Origin of the sequence: Psychrosphaera sp. 1_MG-2023 (assembly GCF_030548245.1) — a bacterium.
Classification (GTDB): Bacteria; Pseudomonadota; Gammaproteobacteria; order Enterobacterales; family Alteromonadaceae; genus Psychrosphaera; species Psychrosphaera algicola.
In genome coordinates this window covers 39,485-58,880 of record NZ_JAUORW010000004.1, presented here as the reverse complement: position 1 = coordinate 58,880, position 19,396 = coordinate 39,485, and the positions used below count along the sequence as shown (strand labels likewise).

At 39.5% G+C, this 19,396-nt stretch carries 17 protein-coding genes; 11 read left to right on the top strand and 6 right to left on the bottom strand.

Features of this window, described 5'->3' with window-relative positions; all coding sequences use genetic code 11:
• Positions 1 to 42 precede the first annotated feature (42 nt).
• Positions 43 to 498, top strand: coding sequence for a GNAT family N-acetyltransferase (locus tag Q4575_RS04520; RefSeq protein ID WP_303521447.1), 456 nt, complete (start codon positions 43 to 45; stop codon positions 496 to 498).
• A 61-nt stretch (positions 499 to 559) separates the two neighbouring features.
• Here the strand turns inward: Q4575_RS04520 and Q4575_RS04515 are convergent, their stop codons facing one another.
• The gene (locus Q4575_RS04515) at positions 560 to 1,162 is read right to left on the bottom strand and encodes an adenylate/guanylate cyclase domain-containing protein (RefSeq protein ID WP_215964332.1); all 603 of its coding nucleotides are present in this window, start codon (positions 1,160 to 1,162) and stop codon (positions 560 to 562) included.
• Between the two features lie 188 nt (positions 1,163 to 1,350).
• Between Q4575_RS04515 and prsT the strand changes: the two genes are divergently transcribed.
• Together prsT and Q4575_RS04505 are read left to right on the top strand one after the other, a co-directional pair.
• Complete coding sequence (prsT, locus tag Q4575_RS04510) at positions 1,351 to 4,137, top strand: XrtA/PEP-CTERM system TPR-repeat protein PrsT (protein WP_303521446.1); 2,787 nt, start codon at positions 1,351 to 1,353, stop codon at positions 4,135 to 4,137.
• Between the two features lie 270 nt (positions 4,138 to 4,407).
• The gene (locus tag Q4575_RS04505; RefSeq protein WP_215964334.1) at positions 4,408 to 5,553 is read left to right on the top strand and encodes a hypothetical protein; all 1,146 of its coding nucleotides are present in this window, start codon (positions 4,408 to 4,410) and stop codon (positions 5,551 to 5,553) included.
• Between the two features lie 143 nt (positions 5,554 to 5,696).
• Here the strand turns inward: Q4575_RS04505 and Q4575_RS04500 are convergent, their stop codons facing one another.
• A complete protein-coding gene (locus Q4575_RS04500; protein ID WP_303521445.1) occupies positions 5,697 to 7,862 on the bottom strand; it encodes a tetratricopeptide repeat protein in 2,166 nt (721 codons plus the stop codon).
• 272 nt (positions 7,863 to 8,134) lie between these two features.
• Between Q4575_RS04500 and Q4575_RS04495 the strand changes: the two genes are divergently transcribed.
• On the top strand, positions 8,135 to 8,677 hold the full coding sequence (locus Q4575_RS04495; protein ID WP_303521444.1) for a DUF4287 domain-containing protein: 543 nt from the start codon (positions 8,135 to 8,137) through the stop codon (positions 8,675 to 8,677).
• Positions 8,678 to 8,745: 68 nt separating this feature from the next.
• Complete coding sequence (locus Q4575_RS04490; protein ID WP_303521443.1) at positions 8,746 to 8,991, top strand: Rho-binding antiterminator; 246 nt, start codon at positions 8,746 to 8,748, stop codon at positions 8,989 to 8,991.
• A 61-nt stretch (positions 8,992 to 9,052) separates the two neighbouring features.
• Here the strand turns inward: Q4575_RS04490 and Q4575_RS04485 are convergent, their stop codons facing one another.
• The 3 genes from Q4575_RS04485 to Q4575_RS04475 form a co-directional block, all read right to left on the bottom strand.
• Positions 9,053 to 10,393 (bottom strand): magnesium transporter, encoded by a 1,341-nt coding sequence (locus Q4575_RS04485; protein WP_215964337.1) that lies wholly within the window; start codon positions 10,391 to 10,393, stop codon positions 9,053 to 9,055.
• A 227-nt stretch (positions 10,394 to 10,620) separates the two neighbouring features.
• On the bottom strand, positions 10,621 to 12,252 hold the full coding sequence (locus tag Q4575_RS04480; protein ID WP_303521442.1) for a phosphoethanolamine transferase: 1,632 nt from the start codon (positions 12,250 to 12,252) through the stop codon (positions 10,621 to 10,623).
• Between the two features lie 291 nt (positions 12,253 to 12,543).
• Positions 12,544 to 13,143, bottom strand: a complete 600-nt coding sequence (locus Q4575_RS04475; RefSeq protein ID WP_303521441.1) for a cyclic nucleotide-binding domain-containing protein — start codon at positions 13,141 to 13,143, stop codon at positions 12,544 to 12,546.
• Between the two features lie 124 nt (positions 13,144 to 13,267).
• On the opposite strand from Q4575_RS04475, the gene Q4575_RS04470 reads away from it, so the two are divergent.
• Positions 13,268 to 14,404 carry an SPOR domain-containing protein gene (locus Q4575_RS04470; protein ID WP_215964340.1) on the top strand — a complete coding sequence of 379 codons (1,137 nt, stop codon included), beginning with the start codon at positions 13,268 to 13,270 and terminating at the stop codon, positions 14,402 to 14,404.
• A gap of 99 nt (positions 14,405 to 14,503) precedes the next feature.
• On the top strand, positions 14,504 to 15,409 hold the full coding sequence (locus Q4575_RS04465) for a LysR family transcriptional regulator (RefSeq protein ID WP_215964341.1): 906 nt from the start codon (positions 14,504 to 14,506) through the stop codon (positions 15,407 to 15,409).
• Between the two features lie 93 nt (positions 15,410 to 15,502).
• Here the strand turns inward: Q4575_RS04465 and Q4575_RS04460 are convergent, their stop codons facing one another.
• Entirely contained in the window at positions 15,503 to 15,811 is a 309-nt protein-coding gene (locus Q4575_RS04460) for a pyrimidine/purine nucleoside phosphorylase (protein WP_215964342.1), read from the bottom strand.
• Positions 15,812 to 16,184: 373 nt separating this feature from the next.
• Between Q4575_RS04460 and Q4575_RS04455 the strand changes: the two genes are divergently transcribed.
• Genes Q4575_RS04455 through Q4575_RS04440 form a run of 4 tightly spaced genes read left to right on the top strand, consistent with a single transcriptional unit; the run spans position 16,185 to position 19,341 of the window.
• Entirely contained in the window at positions 16,185 to 16,826 is a 642-nt protein-coding gene (locus Q4575_RS04455) for a FlgO family outer membrane protein (protein ID WP_272182176.1), read from the top strand.
• A 9-nt stretch (positions 16,827 to 16,835) separates the two neighbouring features.
• Positions 16,836 to 17,588: a FlgO family outer membrane protein gene (locus Q4575_RS04450; RefSeq protein WP_252736763.1), complete on the top strand. Its 753-nt coding sequence runs from the start codon at positions 16,836 to 16,838 to the stop codon at positions 17,586 to 17,588.
• A 13-nt stretch (positions 17,589 to 17,601) separates the two neighbouring features.
• Positions 17,602 to 18,363: a FlgO family outer membrane protein gene (locus tag Q4575_RS04445; RefSeq protein WP_215964344.1), complete on the top strand. Its 762-nt coding sequence runs from the start codon at positions 17,602 to 17,604 to the stop codon at positions 18,361 to 18,363.
• Positions 18,364 to 18,384: 21 nt separating this feature from the next.
• Entirely contained in the window at positions 18,385 to 19,341 is a 957-nt protein-coding gene (locus Q4575_RS04440; RefSeq protein WP_303521439.1) for a hypothetical protein, read from the top strand.
• Positions 19,342 to 19,396: the final 55 nt, after the last annotated feature.

Genomic DNA, 19,396 nt, shown 5'->3' with positions numbered 1-19,396 from the left:
ACCTAATGTTAGCTATTTACAATCTGTAAGGTATTGGTCGATATGGTAATACGAGTCGGTGGGTTAGAACATAAAGACGTTATTGCATTGTTACAAGAACACCACGGCGACATGTTAGTTCACTCGCCACCTGAAAGTGTCCATGCGTTGGATATCAGCGGATTAAAAGCAAAGGACGTAACCTTTTGGAGTTTATGGATAGACAATAAACTGGCGGGGATTGGCGCACTAAAAGAGCTCAATAAAGAACATGGTGAAATCAAGTCGATGCGCACATCGGCTGATTTTTTAAGGCAAGGTATGGCTCAAAAACTATTAACTCATCTTATCCACGAAGCCAATCAACGGTCATACAAACAGTTAAGTTTAGAAACGGGCACGGCGGAAGCATTTATACCGGCTCAACAGCTTTACCTTCGATTTGGGTTTAAACAATGTCCGCCTTTTGGGCAATATATCGAAGATCCTTACAGTATGTTTATGACTAAATTTCTGTAATAAAAAGCTTTTAAAAACAACCGTGTTTGCCACTTTGGTGGACTAATTAGCTTATAAATGGCTAAGGTGATAAATACCAAGTGTCAATCGAAATGCCTTTTTCAGCGACAAATTTACCAGAAAATTGAAATTTGTCCGACGATTGATTTTTCGCTCGGTCAGTGACAAGTACATCCCAGGGTTTTGCAGTGTCTTCTCCAAGCTTACTTGCGACATTAACTGGGTCGCCAAACATATCTGCGTTATTGATATTTAGTATTTTGCCGCAGTCAATGCCTGAACAAAGTTCGATATCCCATATATCTGGGGTTTTAGCATTTTCTGCCTTCATTTTATGGTTTATTTCTTTTATGCAGGCAAGCGCAGAGTCGACGTCTTCAAATTTTGAAAATGAATTGTCCGCAACAAATTTTATGACCAGCCCTTTATGTTTAGCGACTGACAAGGCTATGGCATCTTGCATACGCTTGATCATCGCAAGGTAGTAAATGATACCGTGCTGCTGCGTTACTTTAGAAAAATGAGACATGTCAGTGACTAACACGGTAGCGTCTTGACCAAACATAGCCCATAAATCTTCTTCTATATCACCGCATTCTCTGGGACTTAAATCGCCCATCGATGTGAGTAATCTATAGAGTCTCGGGTGTTCAATTATATTCATATAGATATCACTTTAATATTCCTGTAGTTAAAAGATAGCACGTCTTTTGTTGTATCAGGTGTTATCAATTGAAATTTTACAAATACCACAATGTTCATAGATCACCTATGTATAGCGAACACTGTCATCATTGGCTACTATATAAGCAAAGTGAATTTCCGTAACCATTTATTAAAAATTGAGTGTATATGCGATTACTGTTTATTGCACTGTTACTGATCTGCCTATCAGGGTGTGACCGTAATACCGACAAAAATTACCTTGCACTTGGTAATGCTGCGATGGCACAAAATAAATATGCTATTGCCGTAATCGAGTTTAAAAATGCAGTGCGTCAGTCTCCCCAAAAAGGAGAACCGCGATTTTTACTCGGACAAGCTTATTTGGCGTTAGGGCAATTAAATCTGGCAGAAAAAGAGTTTAAGCGGGCATTAGATTACAACCACCCAAATGAACAAGTAGTGCCACTACTGTCGGTTTTGTATCAACGAATGGGGGACGATAAATCCTTATTTTCACTGAGTAAATTTACTAAGGGATTAAAGCCTAAGCAATTAGCGCAACTGACATTTTATCAATTACAAAGTTATGTTCGGGTTGGGCAACACAACAAGGCATTTACATTAATTAATGAAATAAAGCGCCTGCCAAATTCAAATGAATATGGTCAATTAGCGTTAGCTTACGATCTTGTGCTCAGTAATAATTTACAAGGTGCAAATTTACATTTGGAGCAAGTCCTTGAAACCTACCCGAATCAGAAAGACGCCTTGTTACTTAAGGCGCAACTGCACCTAAACCTACAGGAAGTTGCACAGGGGGTCGCTGTCTATCAACAATATATCGATGTTTATCCGGATGCAGACGAAGTTAAACTGACGCTAGCACGACTTTACAGTGATTTTAATTTACCCAATCAAGCTGAGCCCATTGTAGATGACTTGCTAAATAAATATTCTAATGTCGCATTATTATTGCAACTGAAAGCAGCAGCTCGTTTAAACGATAAAGACTACTCAATTGCATATTATTATGCAGAACAAGCAATAACACTTGATACTGAAGATACATCGGCTCGCCTTATTGCGGGGATCAGTGCCTATTTCAATGGCGATAAAGAAAACGCCCATCGACACCTCAGTCTCATTGCTGGTTTTTTACCAATTGAACATCCGGCTTTACGATTGTTAGCCGACAGCCAACTTTATTTAGGGATGTCACTCGATGCGAACGATACGGCGAGCCAATTTAAAACACTGTCTGATGAGGATTCGGGCTTGCTTTCCAAAATTGGTCAAGCGCTGCTTAAGCAAGGTGAGATTAATAAAGTAAAAACAATATTGGATAAACAACCAGACAATATCGTCTCACCAAAATCGCTAACTAATGTTGGTTTACTTAAGTTGTCCCTCAGAGACGTAAGCGGTCTGCTGGATTTGGAGAATGCGGTGGCAAAGTTTGAGTTTGAAGGAAATGAACATACAGCGGAACAATTGCAACTCACTTTGGCGCAGGCATACCTTAATAGTAGGCACTATGACAAAGCACTTTTGCTTGCCGATGAATGGCAAAATAACAATAAACTAAGGCAACATCAGTTTTTGCTTCGTGCCAAAATTTATCAAAAGCAAAAAAAGTTTAACGAAGCTAAGCAAGCCTATCAGCGTGCATTGGACATAACACCAGATAACCCAGCAATTCAATTAGCGGTCGTCAATTCGGTACAACTTAATAGCAGAAGTGTCGCAGAATCGGCGTTAAACAAAGTGCAATCGATTATTAATCAGCACCCTGATTTTATCCCGGCGATTATCCAATATTATACGTTGAGCAAACAACTCAACCTACCTGACAAAATGGTCAATCATCTGCAAGCCAGAATTAATGACAATAAAAACCACAAACAACTTGTGATTACGCTGGCAAAAATTCAATTATTTGAAGGACAAGCTGAGAAGGCTATAAAGTTATTTGAGCAGATAAAGTCAGATAAACCAGAGTCTTATTGGCGACATTTAGCGATGGCTTATTCAGCAAATCAACAATACGACAAAACAATGCAGCTATATGAGACATGGTATCTTGCCAGTCCAAATAACCCGCAGACAATAATTGGGCTGCTGCAGGTATTGCAAACAAAAGGGGAGCTCGAAAGCGCGTTGCAACTTAGCCAGCGGTATCTATATGAACTTGGCGGTCGTAATTTAGAGATACGATTAATGTACTTACAACTGCTTACGCAAATGCAACAATTTGAGCAAGCCGAAACATATTACGCCACGTTAACCGATAGCATAAAGCAATTACCTTTTGTGAAAGGAATAAAAGGGCAGTTGTTGTTTCATCAAGGGAAAGCATCAGAAGCATTGGAAAACATTACCTTTGCTTATGAAGCAAACCCAACTCCACAAAACGCCGGTTTTATGGTCGCAGCTCATTTTAAGGTCATATCACACAACGATAAAGTGAATGCCTTAAAGCCCTTACACTTTTTGAAAGAACATCTTAAAAGACACCCAAAAGACATCATCAATACTTTATATTATGCGCAGTTACAAACTGGCGTAGACAATGAGGAAGCGATTCGTTATTTCCGCAAAACCCTTATTCTTCAACCAGATAATTTTGTAGCACTTAATAATATTGCCTACTTACTTTTAGAAGATAAACAGCTTGAAGAAGCCTATCAATTTGCGTTAAACGCGTTGCAGATCCGACCTAAAAACATAGACGTATTAGATACAATTGGAGAAATAGCGCTTAGATTAGACAAACTTGATGAAGCATTAGCACATTATACTGAGGCGTATAATCTAGTGCAGGGGAGTTTACCAGATGATGTATTGGTGAATTACTTTGAGGTTTTGTTTCGAACTGATCAAACCAAACTCGCCCAACGCCGCATTAGCCAACACCCGTTAACCGCGCGAAAAGAACAAGTTCGTTTAGACCAATTGTTACAACAATATTTGTAGTGAAATGTGTCAGTTAACTTTACACATTTAGTTTTAGTAAAATACATCAAAAGTTAACTGATTGAATTTTAGTCAATATATTCAAGCGGACTGAAATATGCATTGTGATAAAATTTTAATACATAAAAAGTACTGAGTGCACATGGCTTCATTTTGAATACAAAGTGGCACTCGAGGAATATGGTAAAACATTGCCAAGAACCAGTATGAGTAAACTAGGTCATTAGGCCTTGATTAACGTTAATTAACATAAATTAAATGGAAGCTATTATGACAGTTACAGCTCGGCCGAAACTTTTATTGTTTGTTTTTCTCCTAATGTTTTTGTGGGTAGAAGTCGCAGAGGCACGACTATTTAGAAGCTCGGGCAGGGCTGAACGTGCCGATGTTTATTCAGAAACATTTTTTTACGTCAATAACCAATATTTAAATGATGTGGGTATTTTAACGACGGCAATTAATAGCGGCCAAACTGTCGACAGTATCGCTCCGTTTGTTTCAAGGGGCGGCGGAGCAGAGGGATTAGACGCCGTTCCATCCGAATGCGTTAATGGCTTTTCGAGGTTTGATGAAGCGGATGTCTATGCAGCTATAGATAGGCTTGAAAATGATTTACAGAACAACATCATCACCCAAGCTGAATATGATACAGAACTTGCTGAACAACAAGCAATAATAGCTAATGACCCCTGTGTTTGGGAGTTTGAACAGGGAGAAGATTTATTTACGTGGGGCGCTTTTAACCTTTATTTTAATAACCCAGAAGTAAATTACGATGTGAGTTGGAATATTATAGGACAAGGAAAAACTTGGGATAACCTTGCTGGCACAATAAACACCGATCCGGCGCTCGTAGACCCGTCAGACCCGGGCGCGGCAATCGAATTTGGGTCAGTTATGTTAAACATGGCAGCACCAGTAGATTTATTGCCAGGGGATTATCAAATTAACGTTGAAGTTAGTATGTCGTCAGTTGACGGTCAGTTTTTCTACGCCACAAATAAAACCGACGATGAAGTTGAAATACAAGAGTTATGTATCGATAACCCACTCCATGGGACTTGGGTAGATGACTTTAATGCGATGTCTCAAATTAGTGACAATGCAACTTATAATGCCTGGTTAAACAATAACCCAGAACCTGACAGTGAGATTTGTGGCTATAACAGTGCGAGGGAAGTAGATGATGCAAACTATGTTTATGTAAATAACCCTTATCTTGAATATGCAAGCACTCCTACCTTCTTTTGGTCAGACTTTGAAACACTGCGTATCTTGCCATCGAGCAATCAGAACGCACCGACACCTGATCCAGTTGATGTTAATGCACCTGCATCAATTAGTTTATTTGCAATCGGGGGGCTCGGGATATTATTGAGACGCCGCAGCATCAAGCGGAATAACAATAACATTTAGTCATTGTGGGTCTGGATAACATACGATTGAAAGGGCATATATTATGAATATGCCCTTTTTTGTGGAGATGGCCTATCATTTGTAACGGCCTAAAGCGATTAGCAAAAAGGCGTGTTGACAGCGCGCTCTGATTTTGGTCAAAGCTATTCTACCGTTTTATAAAACTCTCGAACCTCTTGACGTTGCTTACTAAGCTCATTTTCTAAAAACAACATCTGTTCCTTAAATTTCGGTTCGTCTTTAATACTATCTAACAATGGGTCTATGTGGGTCCACCATTCTCGCCAGCCGTTTTTTATGGCAGTCTCAAGGTTGCTTAGCGCTGAATTAGGATCACCATTGAGAGCCGCTAAACGGGCTGCTAGATAATCGAGTTCAAAATACTTAATAGAAGAGTCAATTTGATCGTTTTTCAACGACTCACATTGTTGGTGAATTTTGTTAAATTGATCTATTTGACCTAATTGTTTATGAGCCCAGGCGATCTCGATTGCCGGTGAACAATATGGCATTGAAAATTTATCGGTTTCTGAAAGACCAGCTTGTTTTTCAGTGAGCAGAGTGACTGCTTTGCTTTTATCTCCCACCATGGCGTTGTACCAACCTGCTTCGAAGGCAACCCAATAATCGTCTGGGTTTGCTGCAACTTCAAAATCCATATTTTTAAACAATTGCTGATAATTTTTTTCTATCAATAACAGCGTTGCATCGTAGATTGGATCATCTGTTAACGTTCTTATGATATCTGTTAATTTAAGTTGAAGAAGAGAGCCAATTAACTTGATTTTAAGCTCTTCATTTTCTGGAGAAAGCTTATGAGCAAGATAAGCCTCTTGAATAGAAGCGCTATAATTGCCTTGACTAAAATAAATTCCCGCGAGCCCTGAATGAGATGAAGGGAAGTCTGGATAATCGATTAGCAGTTGTTTATAAATGTCTTCTGCTTCTTGATATCTGCCACGTATCTCTAACTCAACACCTAAGTTATAAGTTGCACTACGAAATAGGGGGTCGAGCTCGTTCGCTTTAATTAGAGCCGCAAATGACTCATCAAAACGTTGTAGTTCAGCTAAAGCACGCGACTTCCACATATATGCAATGGCTAAACTTGGGTTAAGTTCTATGGCTTTGTCAAAAGCCCCTAGTGACTTTTCAAACTCATCTCGGATCATTGCGATATACCCTACTACGGCATAAGCTCGGGGCATATTGGGCTGACGCACGAGGGCTTTTTCGACATTACGCTCGGCAAGTGTTGCGGCAACATCGTTGGCCAAAACCCCATATTGTGTCGAACCATCTCCCAACAGCGCCAAAGTATCCGCCAAACTAACGTAGGCTTGGGCATATTCAGGGTCTAGCGCAATGGCTTGCTCAAAAAGCTTTCTTGCCTCTTTGAAACTTTCCGTGGTTTGCAGTCGATAGGCTTCGCGACCCTTAAGGTAGACGACGTAAGCGTCAGTGCTATTGGTCGCTGAAAGCGAACGCAATGAACCAGATTCGAGGTATTTGTCTTGTAATAAATTAACAACCGAGCGACCTATTTCTGACTGCAGATCAAATATATCTTTCATTTCTCTCAGAAAATTTTCTGTCCAAAGTGTATGACCGTTTTTAGTGTCTAGGAGTTCTACCCGAATTTTGACTCGATTGCCGACATTAACCACCGAACCTGAGAGCACGGTTTGCACATTAAGTCGTCTACCAATATCAACAGGGGAAAACCCTTTATCTGTAAGAACCTGCGACGACCTTGAGGCGGCCACTCGAAATCCGTCGGTTTGCCCTAACAAACTCGTGAGTTCCTCGGCCAAACCTATGGCCAAATAAGATTGGTCTTTGTCGGCACTTTGGTCAACAAACGGCAATACAGCAATTGAATCGGCAGACACTATTTTAACTAACCCATCTGCTTCTATATCTTGGCGGTCTTTTACGACATGAAAATATTGATAACCGATACCCAAACTAAGTGAAATTATCATGACTAATCCGACCCAACTTCCCCAACCAAGAGGCGGGGGGATAACGGGCTCGCCGTCTTCGTCAAAATCAACTGTAGCAGTACGTACCCATGTTGAGTTAGTAAATTGAAAATGCCAAGAGATGTAAATAACCACTGGGAAAAGACACAACATGAAGATAAACATGAAGGCACCGACAATGACATCGATAATCATTAATTGTGAAGCAACATCGAGAAATTGAAGTAACAACCAGCAAGAACCAAGGTATGCGACGCTTGTTCTGATCACATTACGACGACGCAACTCGGTAAGGAATTTTCCCAAAAAAGTACTTTTAGTCATATTAGGCCGTTATTTAGAATTTAGTAGGATTGGTATAATCCTTTATCTGCTTTTATAGCATAGTAATTTACATAAATGTATAAATCACGTGTTGTGGACAATGCTGATTTATATCTATAAAAAGGTGATTTTAGTTTCTAATCATTTGCAAAATCATTTTCAATTGTCAAGTTGTTGACTAAGCTTAGCTATGTACCAATTACCCCCAAAAGCGATTTAGATAGAAATAAATTGCTAGGTAACTTACGGGATTAAAATTAAAAGTGAACACTATGGATAATGCACTTCAAACAATGATCAACAATATGCCTGAAAAAACAGGTAAAAGTCTCGAGCAGTGGATAGATATTTTGGCCAATGAAACATTTGAAAAACACTCAGAGGCGGTTAAATACTTAAAAACAGAACATGGAGTAACCCATGGTTTTGCTAATACGATAGTGACCTTAGCAAAAGAGAAAAATGAACCACAGGTTGATTTAGTTTTGACTCAATACCAAGGTAAAGAGTCACTCAAGCCTATGTATGACAAACTCATCACACTCGTCGAAAAATTTGGTGCTGACATTGTTATCACCCCTAAAAAAGGCAGCGTAAGTTTAATTCGAAAAAGGCAGTTTGCTTTAATAAAACCGGCGACAAAATCAAGAATAGATTTAGGCTTAAAACTAAAAGGCGTTGACGTTCAAGGGAAGTTAGAAAACTCCGGGCCATTTGGCACTATGTGTACCCATAGAATACAATTACATTGTCTAAGTGACATAGATAATGACGTTATTCAGTGGTTAACGTTAGCTTACGAGCAATCGGTCTGAACACCTATGCATAGTTTTAAATTGTCCTTAGTTAATCGCGCTACTTATATTAGGGAAAAGTCAGTTTTATGATCAGTTGTAATCACTACGATTATATCGAAATTGCTTGTATGAACCGTTACCCCATTAAGGTTGTAATGAAAGCAGGCGATGTGATAAACGGAATTGCATTAGACACTGCGCTCAATAAGAAAAAGCAAGAGTGCATAAAAATACATGTAAATAATGCCGATAGGTTGGTTGTGTTAGACAACATTTCAACGCTAGAGGTGAGTGTCAAAAATCCACATTTCCAGCGGGTTTCGTTTGATTAAAGCGAGAGGAATGGGTTGGTAACTTGTACAAAATAACCAACCGCTTTTCTAACACGTATCATCAATTAATCAAAAATAGGGTGCCGAGCCCTAAAAAGGCAACAAACCCAACGATATCGGTGACGGTGGTGAGAATGACCGCGCCAGATAAAGCGGGATCTATTTTTAATTTCTCTAAAATAACCGGCACAAATACGCCAGCAAATGCCGCCGCCACAATGTTGAATAAAATTGCAATGCCAATAACAATGCCAAGTAAATGATCACCAAACCATAAAAACGAGACTAAGCCAATAATAGCGGCCCAAATTACACCGTTAAGCCCACCTACCTTTAGTTCTTTGATTAATAGTGCCTTTACGTTTGCGCTGGTGACTTGCCCTAAAGCTAACCCTCGAATAATAAGGGTAAGTGTCTGACTTCCCGCAATCCCGCCCATACTGGCCACGACAGGCATCAATACCGCTAATGCAACGACTTGTTGCAATGTTGCTTCAAACATGCCGATAAATGCACTGGCTAGAAATGCGGTAAGTAAATTTATCCCAAGCCACAATGCTCGGCCTTTGGCACTTTTTTTAACCGAAGAAAATAAATCTTCATCTTCATCCATACCCGCTGATGCCATCATACTTCGTTCGTACGACTCGTTAACAATCTCACTTGCGGTTCGCACATCTAAGCGGCCAAGTAATTTGCCAGTATCATCGAGAACCGGTAAAGATGAATAACCAGAATTTTGTACTTCTAACGACGTTTTTTGACAGTCGTCATTGGCGTTGAGTGTATTGATGGACTCTTCGGCTAAATCAACCAAAGGAATATGTTCCGGAACCCCAAACAACTTATTAAGTTTTACAGCGGCGGAAAACATTCCTGCCCGGTTAACTAAAAATAAGGTGTCGATATGCTCTCCAACTTCCCGTCGCAATAATCGATTCGAGTCTCTGATCCGGGCCGTGATTGGCAGCACTAAATAGTCTGGATTTAACCAATGCCCAGTTTGTTCTTCAGTAAACTGACTTGCTTCAAAGAAATATTGTTTCTGCAGTTTATCCATAGCCGCATAGGCACGCTCGACGAGTTGGTCTGGTAGAGACTCTGCAAGTTCGAGTAGATCTTCTGCCTCAATATCGAGAAATAAATTATCCCAATCTTCTTCATCGGTTTCATTGATGATTGTCTCGCGCGGATCGCCACGCATAGCAATTAATACATCGAGTTTTTTATGTGGCTGAATATTATTCCACACATCAAGTCGTTGCTCTAAAGGCAATGATTCCAGCAATAAAGCGAGTTCATTTTCATCTTTAGCAGCAACAATTGAAGGCATAAATTCATTGTCTTCATCGTTAGAGGCTAGAATTACCTCTTCGATTAAGTCTGGTAGTTGTTCAGCCATAACGGATCATTCCTTATCGGTACGATTTCTGGGGGCTTTTGTAGGCATTGGAGAGTATGCGCAAGATCACAAAAACTGTTTTCTATTTTGTCAATTATAAAACAGGTTTAGGCATTTAAACGATAATAAAATCAATTAATTATTATTGAATGCAATATTAAGCTCAATTAGGGCTAACTGATTTCAGCTCTGGGGGGATAAAACCACTAAATTGAAAACCTGTCGAATTAAAGTCGACAGGTTTTAAGCGGGTCGTTTTTAGCGTTGTAAGTTGTGGTTTTTACTTCAGCAATATTCATGATTAAATCAAACACAATGTCATGGGTGAGTTTTTTCTTTGCGACCTTTGTAAGGCACGTAGGATCAAATGATGAGGCCATGTTATTGCTCCAGTAAATCATTGGCACATGGATTTGTTCTTTTGGTGCAAAAGCGTACGGTAAGCCATGTAAATAGACACCATTTTCACCAAGAGATTCACCATGATCGGATATGTATAACAAGGACGTTTCTATGTCACTTTCTGAAGTAATCAGTTTTAATTCTTCAATAGTCTTAGCGATAACAAAGTCGGTGTAAGCAATTGTATTGTTGTAGGTATTTACAACTTCTTTGTGGTTGCAGTTTTGTAAGTCGCTACGTTGGCAATCTGGTAGAAATATTTGTTTTGATTGCGGGTAACGTCGGTAATAGGTGGGACCGTGAGACCCAATCATATGCAATACAATGAAGGTATTGTTATTGTCGAGCTGACTTAATTTTGCCTTTAAGGGTTCCAATAAGATTTCGTCATAACAATATTCGCCATCACACAATTCGTGGTCTGAGTAAGTTGGGATCTTCGTCGTTTCAATTCGTGCACAAACGCCTTTACAACTGCCATTATTATTACTTATCCAAACAACATCTGCGCCGGCTTGTTGAACGATATCCAATGCATTTTGTTGAGCCGAGGCCAAACGTCGACTGTAGTTGCTTTTGTTTAGTCTGGAGAACATACAAGGAACTGAAATTGCCGTTGCGGTACCGCACGAATACATATTAGAAAACGACACAACCCCGAGTTTCTTAGTGTAAGGATTTGTCGGTTTATCATAGCCATTAAGGGCAAAGTTCTGAGCGCGAGCGGTTTCACCCAAAATTAATACGGTGACGTGTTTTTTCTTATTAACACGATTAAAGGTTGGTGTCGCGTCGAGTGTTTTAAATTTGAGAGGTGAATAAAAATAGGTGTTTTTAATAAATTTCTGAGTCGCATCGACCATTTTGTAAGGGGTGATATAACCTATTAAATCTTTGTTATTACGGCCAACTGAGGCGTAATGTGAGTAGAACAATGCCGCAATAATTGTTGCGCAAAGAAAGCTTAATGATAGCAATTTTAATCGACTTAATAGTTCTTGGAAAAATGGTTTATACGTTATGTTTACGAGATAAATAATACCGGCGGGGAGCAGGCCAAAAATGGCAAAAAACAGCACAGCGTAAAAATTTAGGTAAGACAGAGCTTCTGCGGTATCGGTTTCAAATGAGTTTTGCACCATACCGTAGTCAAACACTATGCCATACGACACCGTACCGTAAAAGATCAGTGCGGAGGTCATTGTTGTAAGAATTAAGATTGGTTTTGTTAGCCATTTAATGGCTAATGGAGCTTGAAAAAGGACAGTTAAATTTAATAAAAATAACGGAACAGAGCACAAAAAAAACACATTGTAGTTTTCGACTTCAATAATAGCTTGCGATGTTTTTGTTAAAAACGGTAAGTTTAAAATTAACGCAATATAGCAGCAGGATGCAAATACTACTTGGTTCGCAGTAACGGTTGTATTCTTAAAAAACAAAATTACTTTGTTCAATTTTTTATTCCCTATAATGCATAATTAGAGTGTTTTAACAACAATTACGAACAGCAACGTTATATTAAAGCGGGCATACCATAAAAAAGCTTTTGCTATATGTCTACCGATTTATGACAAAGAAGGGGACTTTCAGTATATGTTAAGCATTTCTTAAGCATTTCTTAAGAAAGTGCTGCATATCAAAGTGCTTGATGTGAATTTAGCTAACAAACAGGTGCAAAACGGACGTATTTAAGTTGATACTCAGCGGTAAGTTAACCAATCAGTCTGTTGTTTTTTATTGTGGCATTATCGATCTTTTAATGGGATATCTAATCGGTGTGAGCCTTTTTGAGTAGCAGCCTCTTTTGATTGACCTTTAACATTGTCACCGTTTTCCGTCGTAATATCGGTACCTTCTATTGCGGCGGCGTCTGTTTCGTATTTAAGAACTTTTTCTTCAAGGTCAACAATTTTGGTATTTTGAGCGACGACTCGGTCAACTAATCCAGAGATGATTTTGCTTTTTATGCCTTCTCTTACTTTTATCGGCAATTTGTCGAAAAGCTCTTTGGTGATCCGCAACGCAATAATTTCGGTAAGTGTTTTTACTGTTGCACTTCGTGGTTCGTTACAAATGAAGCCAACTTCACCGATAAAATGACCTGGGCCAACATTCGCTACGTGCTTTTTATTTATCGTAACCGATACGTCGCCACTTAATAAGATGTAGAAACTCGAGTCGTGTTCGCCACGACGAATGAATATTTCGTTTTGTTCTATCATCACCACAAGGTTAGGCAAATTGGCAATTTCGTTACGTTCACGAGGGCTGAGGGCTTTAAATAAATCGACCCGATTTAGAAATTCAACCAACTTTAATTTTGATACGTTATTAATTCTTTTCACAAAATAATTCCTATTTGGGCGTAAGCAACCATACTTAATATTCCTTGTTGAACCTTGTATCATTAAAGCTTTGGGTCAATATGACGATAAAATACTACAGCATGACGAGAGTTGAATCCATTAAATGAATACTGTGTTATTAAAATTAGAGCTTAAAGATAAGCTTAAGATGCTCAAAAACATCCTGCTGGCAACATTCTGTTGTTTTGTCTCGGTTGGTTACTCCGCTGAGCAGCAAATCTTATATTCTAATTGGTCTGCAGGTATCAATCTGGCGCACTACCAAGCGAACACTCTAGAAGCAGTGGACTTGTCATTTGAATATGCTCCATGGCAAACAAATGGCATGACCGGTTCGTTCTCATTTGAATATCTCGATGCATTAGAAGTTCCTACTATTACCGGTATTGAGGAGACCAATTTTGGCTTTGTAAAAATTGGAATGGGATACCAATGGTATTTGTCTAATTGGCAAATTGTACCTCAAATTAATCTACTCGTGGCGACTAAAACATTACCGGAATTACCAGCTGCGGCAACCGATAGTTACCCCGACAGCGGTGACGTAATGGGTCAGATAAGTATCGCCACTTATTATGAAATCAATGATAGATGGCGGTTTACGTTCTCACTAAAACGAATTATTGATAACACTTCAGTGTTTGATGGTGAGCAAATTTCGTTGGGCATAAACTACCGTTTAGGCAAAGTTGTTCGTTCGTTACCCGCTAGATATTCAAGTGACAGTCGCGTGACCCGAGAAGCCGATAGTGGAAGCCAACAATCTAATCTAGACAATTCAACTGCAGCTATAGCCGAGGTATCTCCAACAGCGTTCCAAAATCGAGTATTAACTGGAATAAATGCCCAACAAAAACAGCACCGGGTGGAGCGTGAACAACATAAAAACGAACTAAAACCGCATGCGGTGTTAAGTGCGGCATCACCTGTAATGAATTCCCAACAAGAATTTCAAGAATCAGATAGCAAAGGTGAAAAAGTTACTGATAAAAACATGCGCTATTCGGTACAAATTGGCAGTTTTAAAAATGTAGAATCGATAGGTTTATTTGTCAAAGCACAAAAATTAGATATATCGAGTTTATATACGGGAACCTATGGCAAATATTATAGACTGCTATATGGTGAATATAACAACCGAAAAGTTGCCCAAATCGTCTCAGAACAACTTTTGTTAGATGGGATTGATAATTGGGTGGTCAAACTTGATTTCAATAAAATTGATAGCTATAGAAAATAACCAGCAATTAAAGTGTGAGTGTGAATGCCACTTTTAGTATTTCAGTTCAAATTTTCAGTGCACTATATGTTTGTAACCCGCACCGCTAGGAATCGTTAGATGGCATTTGATAGTAAATTATTAGACGGCATGGTCATATTTGTCGAAGTTGTTGATGTTGGTAGTTTTACATTAGCCGCTCAACGCAGTGGTCACTCAACTTCTTACATTAGTAAAGAAATAAACAAACTAGAAAACAGACTGGGCGTACGATTACTGCAACGTACGACAAGAACGATTAGGTTGACCTACGAAGGTGAAATTTATTACCAACAAGCTCGTCATATAATCGATAGCGCACAACAGGCTGTCCACGACCTAAGTGGCCGACAAGCAGAGCCGCAAGGAGAACTAAAAATTAGCTGCCCGGTGAGTTTTGGTCTATCTCGCATTCGCCCCATAATTGCCAAGTTTATGGCGAAGTACCCTCAAATTACCATTAATGTTGATTTGAGCGACAAAAAAGTGGATGTAGTTGCAGATGGTTTTGATGTGGTTATTCGAGCGACCAGTCAACTTCAAGACTCTAGTTTAGTTTGTCGTAAATTTATGACAGCTAAAGCGTTAACTCTCGCTGCACCGAGTTATATAAAAGAATACGGTATGCCGACCACACCGCAAGATTTGGCTGAACACAAGGTATTAACCTATAGCTATTTGAAACATCCACAGATATGGAGTTACTTTGACAGTGAAGGGCGCGAGCAACTGGTGCATCTAAAAACGTCAGTTACCTCAAGTAGCCCTGAATTGCTGCTCGAGCTTTGTGTTGCGGGGCAGGGGATTATTAGGCTTCCAACATTTAATCTTACTGACGAGTTAGACAATGGCACGCTGGTACCAATGTTAAATGACTACGGAATGCCCGATATCGGGGTCTACCTTATTTATGCCAGTCGGCAACATTTACCTGCAAAAATTAGAGTGTTCATTGACTTTATTTTAGAGGAGCTCGGCAACAGTTAATGATCCGTAATGGAAATATCTACAGGTGCCGAGTTTTTGAGTAAAGCAACACTTATTAGGTGTTACTTTACGACACAAAGTAAATCGTGTGGATTATAAATAACTGCAGCAGTAGTCTGCTGTTTTAGTCACTTTAAGTTTAAATGATGCATTTGCTGGAACGTAAAAGCTATCAGGCGCAACAATTGTTTGCCATTCTGAATCAGGTAATAGCACAGTGAGTTCACCAGCATTAATTTCCATTAACTCTTTAGCTGCTGTATTAAATTCATAATCGCCAGGCAACATGACACCAAGTGTTTTTGTTGAGCCGTCTTCAAAAGTTACCGTGCGGCTTGTCACTTTGCCATCAAAATAGATATTGGCGTTTACATCGATAGCCACGTTTTTAAATTGAGTCATGTTTAGATCCTATAATTGTTAAAAGTAATTTGAAAACTGAGTCGAGTTTAAGCTCCATGAGTTGTGCTTTTGGATTTAAACTGTGGAACACAAAATAAGGTTCCTGAATGAAGAATATTATAAACGTTTTGTTCTTGCTTGATTAACCTTTATTAAGTTGAATTTGCAATAGCTAATAATGAAGTGGCAAATGTCAGCGGCGTCAATGACTAAATATATACAATGTTTTTAACCACCGGCATCCTTCAAATACGCGACCAAACGAGGGTATTAATCAAAGCGCTTGGTGGCCAAAACGCGTCAATTAGGTATTGGCATCTAAATTGCTTTAATCAAAGCCATAAACCCAGTTTACTGATGTGCGGAATAGACTATGTATTATCGACAAACACAGCTAAAAACACTTTTTAGATTGACCAGCTTATTGCTGATATGGCTTCTGGCTGCGTGTTCGTCGGTGTCTGACCCATTATTAGCTGGCGTAAAACAAGTGGATGAAAAACCAAAAAGTTATCAGCCACAAAGTTCAGAAGGGTCATTGCATTTCCATGTAGAACGCCTTGCCCGTCAATTGTTCGACACTGCTAATGGCTTTGACGTATCGCGTCCTATGGTGGTTGGCACGTTTTTACCCGCGGAACGTTACGATAATAAAAACAATGCAGCGCTAGTGCCATATGGCATTCAAATCCAAGAAAGTTTTGCGACGTTTGCAACCCAAGCCGGTTTAAAGGTCATTGAGTTTAAAACCTTACCAGCGGTTAAAATAACCAATAATGCCGATATTATGATGTCGAGAGACGTTAATGATTTAGATTCTCGGGTCAGTGCCGATTACATGTTAACGGGCAGTTATACCCAGCAACAAAACAGTTTAGTCGTTAATGTTCGATTAATTCGTGTCTTTGATAAGACAATAGTTGCCGCAGCAACCGATTATTTGCCGCTAAATAGTATGTGGAGCCACAACAAAGTACAGATAAAAGACAGCCGTTTGTACCGTGGCGAGTATTAGGAGTTTAAAATGAAAAAAGTATATTTAAGCGTAATAACCACGTTAATGCTATCTGGTTGCGCAACAATGGAAAGTTGGTCTTGGTTTGAAGAACCTGCCCCTCAAGAAGAAGTGGTTGAAGACCAACTCAAAGTTGCGGCAGAACAAACGCCTCAGGCTGAGTATATTGCCGCAAATCCAGACGATACAACGGCGGAAGCGAGCGTTAAGTTTCAGCAAAACTATCGCGATAAATTATTAAATAAAGTTGGCACCATGCACAGTCGTAAACCGACGAAGAGCATGGACATGAAAAACATCAATTATTATGTACGTGGTTTGATGCATGATCTTGTGGGGAACTTGCAATATGTAAATGCATCCACGCCAATTGCCGTTACCTCTTTTGTCTTTTTAGACAGCGACTACGAAAAAGCAGATTTAATTGGTAAGCAATTATCGGAAAGCTTTATCCACGAAGTCCATAAATTTGGCATTCCAGTATTAGATTATAAAACGACGGATTATATTCGCGTATCACCGGATGGTGACTTTATATTGAGCAAAGATTACCTCGATCTATCTGGTGAATTGCCAATTAAATACGCGTTAACTGGCACGTTAGTCAAACACCTTGCAGGTTACATGGTTAATGCTCGGGTCATTGGATTGCAATCGAAAGCCGTTGTTGCGTCAGCGCAGGGCTTTTTGCCTAGCAATGTTATTAACTCATTAATATCGAGCAATCTAAACGACGGTATTCCAGTGACAGCTGGCGAATAGGTCGGAGGCCATTATGATAAGAAATTTCTTAACTTTATTTTTATCTAGTACGCTGCTGGTGGGACTTACTGGTTGTGCATCGGGTGAGTTTTTTCCGGATGCTAAAACATCGGATAACCAAAAAGCTAAACAGGCCAATAAACCGCATGCCGATACCTTATGTGTGTCAAAAACGGGTCGATTAGTTGACTGCCAACAACTGGTTACCCATTTGCAAAATGAACCGGATTTACAAAACGCTCAGGGTGATCCATACCAAGAAGATACAAGAGCAATTCATTACTCACATCCGTTAGAAGCCAGTAATAATACGGTACTCGTGGGTGAATACATTGAGCAAATGGCCACTGAAATTTTACGTAATTTAACTATCCCTATGGACGATGCGGTCGTCGGCGTAACGTCATTTGTTGAATTCTCTGAAGATCTGTCGACCGTCAATCATTTTGGCAATATGTTGGCAGAAAATTTCATTTATGAACTGCAGCAAAACGGCATTCCGGTTATTGATTATAAAGTCACAGGGGGCGTGCGCGTGATTTCTACTGGGGATTTTGTCTTTTCCAGAAATTCAGACGAACTGCTGCTCGACGGAACAATGACCTATGTATTAACCGGCACTATGGCATACAACAAACGAGGATTAATCATTAACGCAAGAATGGTTAACTTCGAAAACAAACGAGTCGTATCGACAAGTAAAAAGCTTATCCCATATTTTGTTTTAGATTCAATCATACCGAGTTCTGATAAACACGCTGTGATTGGCGATTAGTAAAACAACTGGAGCGTAATTTTGATGAATATCCGTCCGTTAATTCAAATCAGCATCTTGCTGGCATTATCCGGTTGTGCAACTGTTGATGGCTGGTTCGCCCCTGAAATTAAACCTGGTGTTCAACAACAGGCTTTGGTAAATAAAAGTGGTGACGCAGAATTACAAATTGATCCAAATGCTAAAGCCAACGACAAAGCCTTGATGGGTGACGCATTGCAGCAGCCTGAAACGTTTCTGCTCGCTGAACACGACAACGTTAAAAAATTAAAAGCTAATGACAGTACTATAGTGGGTAATCCAGATCCGCAAAGTACCAATTTGGTAGGTAATCAAGATCCCCAGGCAACACAAAACCCTATGGTGGTCAGTAACCCGTCAAGCCGTCAGTTGGCAAATACCCCTTTGACCAAACGTTCTGCAAATCGAGAAAAGCGCGTTCCCCAGCAAGAGTTTTCGGTAATGAGCCAGCAACGTCAACTGCAAACCAGCGTTGAAAACGATTACGCTGTTTTTCAGTCATTTAATCATCAGTTTATTAAAAATAACTCGGCTAAAAATCAGTATAAATCGTTAGATAAAACCGTGAGCCATTTTGTTATGGATCTGATTTCAAATTTGTCGTCTGAGCATTATGGTGCACCTTTAGTTGTCAGACCGATGAAACTCAAAGTCACCGATGTCGCAAACCCTGAAGGCGGTAAAGAGCTAATAACGTCGATGATTGCAGCCCAGATGAAAGACTATGGTTTTAATGTCTATGATGGCCGCAAGCCAAAAGGTAAATTTACTGGCGATGAAGTTATTTTAGAAACCATTGTTGATAGTTACGGAGATCAATTTGTGCTTTACGGGACATTAACTTTGTTGAAATCAAATACTGTGGCCGGAACGCACAACACTTTTATTTCGGATTTTTTCTTTCGCAATATTAAAGACGGTGTGGAAGTCTACACAGACAGTTCTAACTCAGAATAACGTTTCTTTTATACAGCTATTAAAGTGGGTGTGTTAGCACTCACTTGTTATTAAT

Excerpts from the sequence above, each read along its gene's own strand:
- Q4575_RS04460 (WP_215964342.1), bottom strand. The coding sequence starts at position 15,811 with ATGACTCAATTTAAAAACGTGGCTATCGATGTAAACGCCAATATCTAT.
- Q4575_RS04455 (WP_272182176.1), top strand. The coding sequence starts at position 16,185 with ATGTATTATCGACAAACACAGCTAAAAACACTTTTTAGATTGACCAGC.
- Q4575_RS04470 (WP_215964340.1), top strand. The coding sequence starts at position 13,268 with ATGAATACTGTGTTATTAAAATTAGAGCTTAAAGATAAGCTTAAGATG.
- Q4575_RS04485 (WP_215964337.1), bottom strand. The coding sequence starts at position 10,393 with ATGGCTGAACAACTACCAGACTTAATCGAAGAGGTAATTCTAGCCTCT.
- prsT (WP_303521446.1), top strand. The coding sequence starts at position 1,351 with ATGCGATTACTGTTTATTGCACTGTTACTGATCTGCCTATCAGGGTGT.
- Q4575_RS04505 (WP_215964334.1), top strand. The coding sequence starts at position 4,408 with ATGACAGTTACAGCTCGGCCGAAACTTTTATTGTTTGTTTTTCTCCTA.
- Q4575_RS04520 (WP_303521447.1), top strand. The coding sequence starts at position 43 with ATGGTAATACGAGTCGGTGGGTTAGAACATAAAGACGTTATTGCATTG.
- Q4575_RS04490 (WP_303521443.1), top strand. The coding sequence starts at position 8,746 with ATGATCAGTTGTAATCACTACGATTATATCGAAATTGCTTGTATGAAC.
- Q4575_RS04450 (WP_252736763.1), top strand. The coding sequence starts at position 16,836 with ATGAAAAAAGTATATTTAAGCGTAATAACCACGTTAATGCTATCTGGT.
- Q4575_RS04500 (WP_303521445.1), bottom strand. The coding sequence starts at position 7,862 with ATGACTAAAAGTACTTTTTTGGGAAAATTCCTTACCGAGTTGCGTCGT.
- Q4575_RS04495 (WP_303521444.1), top strand. The coding sequence starts at position 8,135 with ATGGATAATGCACTTCAAACAATGATCAACAATATGCCTGAAAAAACA.
- Q4575_RS04465 (WP_215964341.1), top strand. The coding sequence starts at position 14,504 with ATGGCATTTGATAGTAAATTATTAGACGGCATGGTCATATTTGTCGAA.
- Q4575_RS04445 (WP_215964344.1), top strand. The coding sequence starts at position 17,602 with ATGATAAGAAATTTCTTAACTTTATTTTTATCTAGTACGCTGCTGGTG.
- Q4575_RS04515 (WP_215964332.1), bottom strand. The coding sequence starts at position 1,162 with ATGAATATAATTGAACACCCGAGACTCTATAGATTACTCACATCGATG.